Origin of the sequence: Nonomuraea thailandensis (assembly GCF_024172165.1) — a bacterium.
GTDB lineage: Bacteria > Actinomycetota > Actinomycetes > Streptosporangiales > Streptosporangiaceae > Nonomuraea > Nonomuraea thailandensis.
Genome location: NZ_JAMZEB010000002.1, coordinates 7703849 through 7715545, shown reverse-complemented (window position 1 = coordinate 7715545; position 11697 = coordinate 7703849). Strand labels below are relative to the sequence as shown.

The window sequence follows — 11697 nt, the reverse complement described above, 5'->3', positions numbered from 1 at the left end:
GGCAACCGTTTGCAAGGGAGGGCGGCGATGGCGTCAACGATCAAGGACGTGGCTCGCGCCTGCGGCGTTCATGTGTCCACCGTGTCCCGTACCTTCTCCGCACCGCACCTGGTCAATCCTGCCACCAGGAGCCGCGTGCTCGCCGCGGCCGACGATCTCGGCTACCGGCCCAACCGGGCGGCCAGGGCGCTGACCACCGGACGCACGTTCAACATGGGCCTGATCGTGGCCGACATCTCCAACCCGTTCTTCCCGCCCCTCATCAAGGCCGCGCAGGCGCAGGCCAGGGGGCGGGACTACCACGTGTTCGTGGCCGACACCGACGAGGACCCGCGCGTCGAGGAAGAGCTCATCAGGACCCTCACCAAGCAGGTGGACGGGGTCCTGCTGTGCAGCCCGCGCCTGTCGAACAAGATGATCGAGCGCCTGGCGGAGGACGTGCCGTTCGTGGTGGTCAACCGGCGCATCAAGGGCATGCCCGCCGTGCTCATGAACGTCGCCCAGGGCGCCAGGCTCGCCCTCGACCACCTGGCGGGGCTCGGCCACCACCGGATCGCGCTCGTGTCCGGGCCGATCGGCTCGTGGACCAGCAACGAGATGCAGGGCGTGGCCGCCGAGGCGGCCGGGCTCGACCTGGTCTTCTTCGGCCCGAACCAGCCCACGGAGGCCGGCGGCCTGGCCGTGGCCCCCGAGGTGGCCGCCTGCGGGGCGACCGCGGTGCTCGCCTACAACGACCTGGTCGCACTCGGTCTCATCGAGGGGCTGGCGGCGATGGAGATAGGGGTACCAGACCAGATAAGTGTGATCGGGTTCGACGACATCCTGCCGGGGCGGCTCAACCGGCCCAAGCTGACCACGGTGGCCATGCCGGCCGTGCAGGCGGGGAGGATGGCCGTCGATCTGCTGCTGCAGTCGGGAGGCGAGGGCGCGACCGTGACCCTCGACACCGCCCTCATTGTCCGCGAGTCCACGGGAAGGGCACAGACATGATCTTCGGAACGCTGCCATCGGGCCAGCAGGTCGAGCGCGTAGAGCTGTCTTCGGGACGGCTGCGCGCCGAGGTGCTCACCTACGGCGCCATCATCCGCACGCTGGAGGTGTCCGGGGTCAACGTCGTGCTCGGGCTGGACACGCTCGACGACTACCGCACCCGCAGCCGCTACTTCGGCGCCGTCGTCGGCAGGTACGGCAACCGCATCGCCCACGCCGGCTTCACCCTGGACGGCGTCGCGTACACCCTGCCGGCCAACAACGGCCCCAACTGCCTGCACGGCGGCATCGAGGGCTTCGACAGCAAGGTGTGGACGATCGCCGATCGCAGCGACTCGTCGGTGACGCTGACGCTGACCAGCCCCGACGGCGACCAGGGCTTCCCCGGCGAGCTGACCGTCTCGGTCACCTACACGCTGGCCGACGACGCCCTGCGCATCGACTACGCCGCCGAGACCGACGCGCCGACCGTGGTCAACCTGACCAACCACTCCTACTTCAACCTCAACGGCGGCGGCGACGTGCTCGGCCACGTGGTCCAGATGGACGCCGAGCACTACCTGCCGGTGGACGACGACAAGATCCCCACGGGTGAGCCCGCGCAGGTGAAGGGCACGCCGTTCGACTTCACCGAGCCGCACGCGGTGGGCGAGCGGTACGACGGCGCCTACGACCACTGCTTCGTCCTCGACGGCGGCGCCGTCAAGGTGACGGCGGACGAGCTGACCATGGAGGTCACGACCACCGAGCCGGGCGTGCAGTTCTACGCCGGCGGCATGCTGGACGGGGCCGCGACGCCGTTCGGGCCGTTCGCCGGGCTGTGCCTGGAGACGCAGCACTACCCCGACGCGCCGAACCAGCCGCAGTTCCCCTCCACGGTGCTGCGCCCCGGCGAGCGCCGCACGTCCACCACGACGTACCGGTTCATCTGACCGTCCGCAGCCCGGCGTTGGCCTTGATCACCAGCAGGGCCACGTCGTCCTGCGACGGCTCGGCGGCGAACGTCTCGACCGCGTGCCGCACCCGCTCGGCCACCGCGTGGGCGCTCAGCCCCGTACAGGTGGACAGCAGCGCCGACAGCCCGTCGCCGTCGTCCAGCAGCCGGTCGCCGTCGCGCCGCTCGGTCACGCCGTCGGTGACGCACAGCAGCACCTCCTCCGGCGCCAGCTCGAACGACTCCACGTAGAACCTGGCGCCGGACTCGATGCCGAGCAGCAGTTGCGGCGTGGCCACGGCCTGGACCTCGCCGCCTGGCCGCAGCAGCAGGGGCGGCGGATGGCCGGCCGAGGCGATCGTGCACAGCGCGCCGCCCTGCGGGAGCGGGGTCAGCTCCCCGCACAGCAGGCTGAGGAACCTGCCCTCCTCACCCTCGTCCAGCAGCGCGTGGTTGAGCCGGTCGAGGATGTCGGCCACGGTGTAGTGCTCCTTGGCCAGCAGGCGCACGGCGTGCCTGGCCAGCCCCGTGACGGCCGCCGCCTCGGGGCCGCTGCCGCACACGTCGCCCAGCGCGAAGCACCAGTGGTCGGCCACCGTGAACAGGTCGTAGAAGTCGCCGCCGACGTCCGCGCCCTCCTCGGCGGGCTCGTAGACCACCGCCGACTCCAGGCCCGGCATGGGTGCCACCCGCATGGGCAGCAGGCTGCGCTGGAGCACCCGGGAGGTGGTGGCCTGCCGGGTGTAGAGCATGGCCGTGTGCAGGTTGAGCGCCACCAGGCGGCACAGGTCCGCCAGCAGGTCGGCCAGCTCCAGCGGCAGGGTCGGCTCGGCCCGGCCGATCACCAGCGCGCCGTGCGACCTGCCCTGGGTCAGCAGCGGGAAGGCCAGCACGTTCTCCTGGCCGACCGGCCAGCTCACCTCGGTCAGCGCGGTGCGGGGGATGGCGGGCAGCGACTTGCGCAGGTCGGCGTTGTGGCGTTCCTCGCTGTGCCAGACGTGGGCGAGCCTGGTCATGCCGGCCAGATCGGTCAGGTAGACGGCCGCCCACGTGGCGATCTTGGGCACCACGAGCTGCGCGGTCAGCGCCGCGATCAGCTCCTCGTCGTGCACGCCCGCCAGCAGCTCGCCCGCCTCGGCCAGGAACGACAGCCGCCCCCGGTGGGCCCGGTCCTGCTCGGCCAGCCGCTCGCGCTGCACGGTCACCGCCACCTGGTCGGCGATGTGCTGCAGGCTGACCGTCAGCTCCTGGTCGAAGCGGCTCGGCTGGGCGTCCGTGACCACCAGGTAGCCCACCACCTCGCCGGCCACGAGCAGCGGCGCGCACGCCAGGGACCTGGCCCGCAGCTGCTGGGCCAGCTCGACGTCGCCGGCCAGCAGGTCCTCGATCATCGTGGGGGACTTCCTGTCGGCGCCGAACACGCCGGTGGCCAGCACGCCCACCAGGCCCGCCGTCGCGCCCACGCCCGCCGCCACGCCGAACCGGCTGCCGCCCTCCGTGGCCAGCAGCACGTACGCGGCGTCGCCGCCGCTGGACACCTGGACGATCTGGGCGATCGTGGCCAGCAGCTCCGTGAGAGGCATGTCCCGGTCGAGCAGGTCCTTGATCCGCCGACCCGCCTCCCTGCGCAGCGGCGCCGACGGCGGCGTCAGCACGTAGCGGTGGTCGCTGGAGACGATCATCCAGATCGCCCGGCGCTCGCCCGCGTGCCCGCGGGCCCGCAGCTGGGAGACGTAGACAGGGACGAGCGGGCCGTCGCGGTGCCGCATGCGGGCCTCGCCCCGCCAGCGGCCCAGGCTGAGCGTGTCGGTCAGCGACAGCGCGTACGGGCCGTGGCCGCGCCAGGCCACCAGCTCCTTCAGCGACCGGCCGACGGCCTGCTCGGCCCGCCAGCCGAGGAGCTGCTCCGCCTCGGGGTTCCACGACTCCACGACCCCGTCGAGGTCGCAGATCACCACGCCGACGTGCAGGGTCTCCAGGGGTGGCGTGACAGGTCCCGGGACCAGGCACGGCGGGCAGGACACGTGGTCCTGCATGTCGCAGCCCTCGCCGAGCTCCATGCGGACCCAGACGCGCTTGGCGGTCTTGGTGTAGGTGACGCCCCAGGCGTCGGCCAGCATCCCGGCCAGCGCCAGCCCGCGGCCCGAGGTGGGCAGCGTGCCGTCGGCGGGCGCGGGCTCGCCGGACGGCAGGGCGCGCGTGGGGTGGTGGTCGTCGACCTCGATCTCCAGTTTGGGCGGGCTGGCGTCCACGTCCAGGCGGCAGGTCAGCTCGACGCCGGTGCCCGCGTGCACCACGGCGTTGGTGACGAGTTCGCTGGTCAGCAGTACGGCGTCCTCGGCGAGATGGCTCAGGCGCCATTCGCCGAGCACCTGCCGGACGAACTTGCGGGCGTGTGCCGGGGCATGGGGAGTGCCGTCGAAGGCCGTGCTCGACACTCTGGTCGTGTCCACTCTGCGTCCTAGAACATCACTCGATGTGGCAGTTCGGTCACTCTCAGAGTGGCAGACTGATGCCGTTGATACCTCCAGTTGTGAAGAAGGCCGCCATGGTCGCGCAGTTGGACTCCCCGTACGAGGCTGGATCGCTCCACGCCGCGGAGCTCCGCCCGTTGCTCGTGGCCCTGCAGGGGCTGCGTGACGGCAACTTCCGCAACAGGCTCGATCCGCCCGACGACCCGTTCCTCGCCGAGCTGGCGATCACCTTCAACCAGGTCGTCGACCGCAACGAGCACCTGTCGAACGAGCTGACCCGCCTGCGCACCGAGGTCGCCAGGCGCGGGCGGCTCGACGAGCGGCTCGACCCCAGCCCCGGCACGGGCGGCTGGGCGGTCAACGTGGCGGCGGTCAACTCCATCGTCGACGCGCTCGTCATTCCCATGGCCAAGGCCACCAGGGTGCTCAACGCGGTCGCGGACGGCGACCTGTCCAAGAGGGTGGACCTCCAGGAGGACGACCGGCCGCTGCGCGGCGGGCTGCGCCTGATGGGCAAGGCGGTCAACCGCATGGTGGACCAGCTCGCGCTGTTCTCCGGCGAGGTGACCAGGGTGGCGCGCGAGGTCGGCACCGAGGGGCGGCTCGGCGGGCGGGCCAAGGTGCAGGGCATGTCCGGGAGCTGGCGTGACGTGACCGAGGCGGTCAACGCCATGGCCGGCCGGCTCACCGCCCAGGTGCGCGACATCGCGGTCGTCACCACCGCCGTGGCCAGGGGCGACCTGACCAGGCAGGTGACGGTCGAGGCCACCGGCGAGCTGCTGGAGCTGAAGCTGACCGTCAACACCATGGTGGACCAGCTCTCGTCGTTCGCCAGCGAGGTGACCAGGGTGGCCCGCGAGGTCGGCACCGAGGGCCAGCTCGGCGGCCGGGCCGAGGTCAAGGGCGTGCTCGGCACCTGGAAGGACCTCACGGACAACGTCAACTTCATGGCCTCCAACCTCACCACCCAGGTGCGCTCGATCGCCCAGGTGACGACCGCGGTGGCCAACGGCGACCTGTCCAAGAAGATCACCGTGGATGCGCGCGGGGAGATCCTGCAGCTCAAGGACACCATCAACACGATGGTGGGGCAGTTGTCGGCGTTCGCCGACGAGGTGACGCGGGTGGCGCGCGAGGTGGGCACGGAGGGGCGGCTGGGCGGTCAGGCGCAGGTGCGGGGAGTGTCGGGGGTGTGGAAGGACCTCACGGACAACGTGAACTTCATGGCCTCCAACCTCACCGAGCAGGTACGCGACATCGCCCAGGTCGCCACCGCCGTCGCCCAGGGAGACCTCAGCCGCAAGATCAGCGTGGACGTCAAGGGCGAGATCCTGCAGCTCAAGGACACCGTCAACACGATGGTGGGGCAGTTGTCGGCGTTCGCCGACGAGGTGACGCGGGTGGCGCGCGAGGTGGGCACGGAGGGGCGGCTGGGCGGTCAGGCGCAGGTGCGGGGGGTGTCGGGGGTGTGGAAGGACCTCACGGACAACGTGAACTTCATGGCCTCCAACCTCACCAGCCAGGTCCGCTCGATCGCCATGGTCACCACCGCCATCGCCAACGGCGACCTGTCCAAGAAGATCACTGTGGACGCGCGGGGCGAGATCCTGCAGCTCAAGGACACTATCAACACCACCGTGGACAAGCTGTCGGCGTTCGCCGACGAGGTGACGCGGGTGGCGCGCGAGGTGGGCACGGAGGGGCGGCTGGGCGGTCAGGCGCAGGTGCGGGGGGTGTCGGGGGTGTGGAAGGACCTGACCGACAACGTGAACTTCATGGCCTCCAACCTCACCAGCCAGGTCCGCAACATCGCCCAGGTCGCCACCGCCGTGGCCAACGGCGACCTCTACAAGAAGATCGACGTGGACGCCCGTGGCGAGATCCTGGAGCTCAAGACCACGATCAACACCATGGTCGACACGCTCTCGTCGTTCTCCTCCGAGGTGACCAGGGTGGCCCGCGAGGTCGGCTCGGAGGGCAGGCTGGGCGGCCAGGCCGAGGTGGAGGGCGTCTACGGCACCTGGGAGCGGCTCACCAAGAACGTCAACGAGCTCGCGGGCAACCTCACCACCCAGGTGCGCGCCATCGCCGAGGTCGCCAGCGCCGTCGCCCAGGGCGACCTGAGCCGTTCGATCAGCGTCGAGGCCAAGGGCGAGGTCGCCGAGCTGAAGAACAACGTCAACCTCATGGTGGCCAACCTGCGCGAGACCACCCGCGCCAAGGACTGGCTGGAGAGCAACCTGGCCCGCATCGCCGGGCTCATGCAGGGCCACCGCAACCTGGTGGAGGTCGCCGACCTGATCCTGCGCGAGCTGACGCCGCTGGTCAGCGCCCAGTACGGCGCCTTCTTCCTGGCCGACGCCGACTCGGTCGACGGCTCGCTGGCCTACATCGCCGGCTACGGCGCCGCCCATGACGTCCTGCCCGGCCCCGCCACCCCGGGGCCCGGCCTGATCAGGCAGGCCGCGCTGGAGCGCAAGCGCATCCTGCTGGAGGACGTGCCGCCCGGCTACATCACCGTGCACTCCGGGCTGGGCGAGGCCGCGCCCGCCAGCGTGGTGGTGCTGCCCATCGTGTTCGAGGACAAGGTGCTCGGCGTGATCGAGCTGGCCTCGTTCAGCCGGTTCAGCGACGTGCACCTGGCCTTCTTCGACCAGTTCGTGGTCACCATCGGCGTGGCCATCAACACCATCATCGCCAACGCCCGCACCGAGGCGCTGCTGTCGGAGTCGCAGCGCCTGGCGCAGCAGCTCCAGGGCCGCTCCGACGAGCTGCAGCGCCAGCAGGCCGAGCTGCGCAGGTCCAACGCCGCGCTGGAGGAGAAGGCCCACCTGCTGGCCACCTCCTCCCGCTACAAGTCGGAGTTCCTGGCCAACATGTCGCACGAGCTGCGCACTCCGCTCAACAGCCTGCTCATCCTGGCCAGGCTGCTGACCGACAACCCCGAGGGGAACCTGTCGGAGCAGGAGGTCGAGTTCGCCAGCACGATCCACAACGCGGGCAGCGACCTGCTCCAGCTCATCAACGACATCCTCGACCTGTCCAAGATCGAGGCCGGGCGGATGGACGTGCGGCCGGAGAGACTGCCGCTGAGCAAGCTGCTCGACTACGTGGACGCCACCTTCCGCCCGCTCACCGTGGACCGGGGGCTGACGTTCGAGATCGAGGTCGCCCCCGGCACGCCCCGCGAGCTGTTCAACGACGAGCGCAGGCTCCAGCAGATCCTGCGCAACCTGCTGTCGAACGCGGTCAAGTTCACCTCCGTGGGCGAGGTCCATCTGGCGGTCTCCGTCGCCGAGGACAGGCCCGACCCCGACGGCCGGCCGATGCTCTCCTTCGCGGTGCACGACACCGGCATCGGCATCGCCGCCGACAAGCTCCCGGCCATCTTCGGCGCCTTCCAGCAGGCCGACGGCACCACCAGCCGCAAGTACGGAGGCACCGGGCTGGGCCTGTCGATCAGCAGCGAGATCGCCCGCCTGCTCGGCGGCGAGATCCACGCCATCAGCACCCCCGGGCAGGGCAGCACCTTCACCCTGTACGTGCCCGCCGGATGCGTCGCCAGCGGCCCCGAGCAGCAGCCGCCGCCCGAGCCCGTCGAGCCGCGCACGCCGCCGCCCGGCTGGCAGGCCGACGGCGACGACCCGTGGCAGTCCTCCGCCAAGCTGAGCCGGCTCCGGCAGAGCCCTCTCGGGGCGGCGTTCGTCGGCCGGCGGGTGCTCATCGTGGACGACGACATCCGCAACGTCTACGCCCTGACCCACGTGCTCGGCCGGCTCGGCATGGAGATCGTCTACGCCGAGAACGGCAGGGAGGGCCTGGAGGCGCTGGAGCGGGAGGAGGACATCGCGCTCGTCCTCATGGACGTGATGATGCCCGAGATGGATGGCTACGAGACGCTCGTCGCCGTACGGCAGATGCCCAGGTTCGCCGACCTGCCGATCATCGCGCTCACGGCCAAGGCGATGCCGGGCGACCGGGAGAAGACCATCTCCTGCGGCGCGTCCGACTACGTGCCCAAACCCGTGGACCTCGACCAGCTCCTGGAGGTGATGCGCGGGTGGCTCGCGGGTGAACGGAAGGCGGACGGATGAACCGACAGGTCAAGATCCTGCTGGTGGACGACAACGACGAGAGCCTCGTCGCGCTGGAGGCCGTGCTGCGGCCGCTGCAGCAACTGCTGTTCAAGGCCAGGTCGGGGCCGGAGGCGATGAAGCTCATGCTGCGCCACGACTTCGCGGTCGTCCTGCTCGACGTGCTCATGCCCGGCATGGACGGCTTCGAGACCGCCACCCACATCAAGCGGCTCGACCAGACCCGCGACGTGCCGATCATTTTCCTGACCGGCACCGAGCCGAACTCGGGCGCGGCCTTCCGCGGGTACGCGGTGGGCGCCGTCGACTACCTCACCAAGCCGTTCGACCCGTGGGTGCTGCGCTCGAAGGTGGCGGTGTTCCTGGAGCTGTTCAGGAAGACCGCGGTGCTGATGGAGCAGGCGACGCTGCTGGCCCAGCTCGTCAGCGACAACGAGGCCCTGGCCGGGTTCGCGCGGCGGCTGGGGGCGGTCGAGGCGCACCTGGACGGGCTGTCGGAGGGCGCCGGCGGGGACGAGGGGGTGCGGGAGGCGGTCAAGGACCTGGCCGACAGGGTGGCGGCCATGCAGACCGCCTTCGAGGCCGTCTCGACGGTGCGCGCCAGGGAATGATCCTCCCGTCCGTCAGGACATCGGCGAGCCTCCGCGCGTACCGCGGTGTCTCCGTCGTACCTTTGGCATCATGGCCACCCGTACGCCGAAAAGCGCATCGAAGGGGCCGGCGAAGCGGTCGACCTCGTCCCGTTCGACCCCCGCCAAGCGCGGGGCCGCGTCGGCGGGACGACCCAGGGCGAAGGGAGCCGCCTCCGGCCGCAAGCCCTCGATGACCCACCAGGACCCGATCAGCTGGGTCTTCACCATGGTCGGCAGGCTGATCGTCGGGCTGTGGATGTTGTTCGCCAACGGTGTCGGCAGCGCGGCGCGCGCCCTGGGCAAGAACGCCAGGGAGCTCGATCCGGCGCACCGGCGCGACGGAGTGGGCCTGGCGGTGCTGGCGGGCGCGATCGTGCTGGCGGCGATGACGTGGCGCAACTCCGAGGGGGCGGTGGCCGGCGTGGTCAACGCCACCGTGCGCGGCGTGTTCGGCTCGCTGGCGTGGGCGCTGCCGCTGCTGCTCGGGCTGCTGGCCTGGCGTTACCTGCGCCATCCCGACCAGAACGCCGACACAGGGCGGATGGTCATCGGCTGGGCGGCGCTGATGGTGGGCGTGCTCGGGGTGATCCACGTGGCCAACGGCACGCCGTACCCGGCCGGTCAGGGCCAGGGCATGGACAAGGTGTCGCAGGCCGGCGGCATGGTCGGGTTCATCGTGTCGGCGCCGCCGATGAGCATCCTGCCGCCGTGGGTGACGATCCCGCTGCTGCTGCTCCTGTCCGGGTTCGGGGTGCTGGTGATCACGGCCACGCCCGTGCACCGGATCCCCGAGCGGCTGGCCGAGCTGCGGCACATGCTGTTCGAGCGGCACGCCGAGACGGACTCCGCGCCCAAGCCCGCCGCCAGGAAGCGGGCCAGGGCGAAGAAGGCCGAAGAGGGCGAGGGCAGCGTCAAGCCGTACGACACGCCGGTGATCGCGGAGAAGGACAAGAAGAGCGACCACTCGCCGGAGATCGTGCCCGGGCTGACCGACGAGGAGGAGACGCCCGCTCCCGAGGCTGAGAGGCGTCCTGAGCCGCCCCAGCCGACGCCCGCGCCACGCAAGGTCGAGCAGCTCGTCCTGTCCCCGCAGGCGGGCCCCTACAGCCTGCCCGACCTGCAGCACCTCAAGCAGGGCACCGCGCCCAAGCCGCAGACCAAGGCCAACACGACCGTGGTGAACGCGCTGACCAGCGTGCTGGAGCAGTTCACCATCGACGCGCAGGTGATCGGCTTCACCCGGGGCCCGACGGTCACGCGCTACGAGATCGAGCTCGGGCCCGCGGTGAAGGTGGAGAAGGTCACCGCGCTCACCAAGAACATTGCCTACGCGGTCAAGTCCGCCGACGTCCGCATCCTGTCGCCGATCCCCGGCAAGTCGGCCATCGGCGTCGAGATCCCGAACGCGGACAAGGACCTCGTGGCGCTGGGCGACGTGCTGCGCTCCCAGGTGGCGCAGGCCGACCACCACCCGATGATTGTCGGCCTGGGCAAGGACGTCGAGGGCCGCACCATCGTCGCGAACCTCGCCAAGATGCCCCACCTGCTCATCGCGGGCGCCACCGGCGCCGGCAAGTCGGTCTGCGTCAACGGCCTGATCACCTCCATCCTGATGCGCGCCACCCCCGACGAGGTGCGCATGGTGCTGGTCGACCCCAAGCGGGTCGAGCTCAGCGTGTACGAGGGCATCCCCCACCTCATCACTCCCATCATCACGAACCCGAAGAAGGCCGCCGAGGCCCTCGAATGGGTCGTGGGCGAGATGGACCGGCGCTACGACGACCTGGCGGCGTCGGGGTTCCGGCACGTGGACGAGTTCAACAAGGCCGTGCGGGCGGGCAAGCTGCAGCCGCCGCCGGGCAGCGAGCGCGTCTACCAGCCGTACCCGTACCTGCTGGTGATCGTGGACGAGCTGGCCGACCTCATGATGGTGGCGCCGCGCGACGTCGAGGACTCGATCGTGCGCATCACCCAGCTCGCCCGCGCGGCGGGCATCCACCTGGTGATCGCCACGCAGCGGCCCTCGGTGGACGTCGTCACCGGCCTGATCAAGGCGAACGTGCCGTCCCGGCTCGCCTTCGCCGTCTCCAGCCTCACCGACTCGCGGGTCATCCTCGACCAGCCCGGCGCCGACAAGCTGGTCGGCCAGGGTGACGCGCTGTTCCTGCCCATGGGGGCCAGCAAGCCGATCCGCATCCAGAACGCGTTCGTCTCGGAGAAGGAGATCGCCGAGATCGTCTCGCACTGCAAGGAGCAGATGCAGGTCGAGTACCGCGAGGACGTCGCGGCGGCGCCGGTCAAGAAGGAGATCGACGAGGACATCGGCGACGACCTCGACCTGCTGATCCAGGCGGCCGAGCTGATCGTGACCACGCAGTTCGGCTCGACCTCCATGCTCCAGCGCAAGCTGCGGGTCGGCTTCGCCAAGGCAGGACGGCTGATGGACCTGCTGGAGAGCCGCAACGTGGTCGGCCCGAGCGAGGGCTCCAAGGCGCGAGAAGTGCTCGTCAAGCCCGACGATCTGCCGGGTTTGCTGGCGGATCTGCGTGGCGAATGACCCCAATGCACGGTTG

Annotated in this window: 6 protein-coding genes; 5 read left to right on the top strand and 1 reads right to left on the bottom strand. The window is 70.6% G+C overall.

Translation table 11 applies throughout. The features are described 5' to 3' along the window. Nucleotides 1–27 precede the first annotated feature (27 nt). Together HD597_RS39155 and HD597_RS39150 are read left to right on the top strand one after the other, a co-directional pair. On the top strand, nt 28–990 hold the full coding sequence (locus HD597_RS39155; protein WP_253749190.1) for a LacI family DNA-binding transcriptional regulator: 963 nt from the start codon (nt 28–30) through the stop codon (nt 988–990). Continuing rightward, complete coding sequence (locus HD597_RS39150; protein WP_253749188.1) at nt 987–1922, top strand: aldose epimerase family protein; 936 nt, start codon at nt 987–989, stop codon at nt 1920–1922. The genes HD597_RS39155 and HD597_RS39150 overlap by 4 nt, the downstream gene beginning before the upstream one ends. On the opposite strand, the gene HD597_RS39145 is transcribed toward HD597_RS39150, so the two are convergent. Further along, the gene (locus HD597_RS39145) at nt 1915–4377 is read right to left on the bottom strand and encodes a SpoIIE family protein phosphatase (protein ID WP_253749186.1); all 2463 of its coding nucleotides are present in this window, start codon (nt 4375–4377) and stop codon (nt 1915–1917) included. The two genes, HD597_RS39150 and HD597_RS39145, sit on opposite strands and share 8 nt — an antisense overlap. A gap of 95 nt (nt 4378–4472) precedes the next feature. Here HD597_RS39145 and HD597_RS39140 point away from each other — a divergent pair, with 95 nt between their 5' ends. The 3 genes from HD597_RS39140 (at nt 4473) to HD597_RS39130 (ending at nt 11681) form a co-directional block, all read left to right on the top strand. Beyond that, nucleotides 4473–8492: a HAMP domain-containing protein gene (locus HD597_RS39140; RefSeq protein ID WP_253749184.1), complete on the top strand. Its 4020-nt coding sequence runs from the start codon at nt 4473–4475 to the stop codon at nt 8490–8492. Then, nucleotides 8489–9103 carry a response regulator gene (locus HD597_RS39135; RefSeq protein WP_253749182.1) on the top strand — a complete coding sequence of 205 codons (615 nt, stop codon included), beginning with the start codon at nt 8489–8491 and terminating at the stop codon, nt 9101–9103. The genes HD597_RS39140 and HD597_RS39135 overlap by 4 nt, the downstream gene beginning before the upstream one ends. A 70-nt stretch (nt 9104–9173) precedes the next feature. After that, nucleotides 9174–11681, top strand: a complete 2508-nt coding sequence (locus HD597_RS39130; RefSeq protein ID WP_253749180.1) for a DNA translocase FtsK — start codon at nt 9174–9176, stop codon at nt 11679–11681. The last annotated feature ends 16 nt before the right edge of the window (nt 11682–11697 follow it).

Bases quoted from the DNA above. Each gene is read 5' to 3' on its own strand.
- HD597_RS39130 (WP_253749180.1), top strand. From the start codon at position 9,174: ATGGCCACCCGTACGCCGAAAAGCGCATCGAAGGGGCCGGCGAAGCGG.
- HD597_RS39155 (WP_253749190.1), top strand. From the start codon at position 28: ATGGCGTCAACGATCAAGGACGTGGCTCGCGCCTGCGGCGTTCATGTG.
- HD597_RS39135 (WP_253749182.1), top strand. From the start codon at position 8,489: ATGAACCGACAGGTCAAGATCCTGCTGGTGGACGACAACGACGAGAGC.
- HD597_RS39140 (WP_253749184.1), top strand. From the start codon at position 4,473: ATGGTCGCGCAGTTGGACTCCCCGTACGAGGCTGGATCGCTCCACGCC.
- HD597_RS39150 (WP_253749188.1), top strand. From the start codon at position 987: ATGATCTTCGGAACGCTGCCATCGGGCCAGCAGGTCGAGCGCGTAGAG.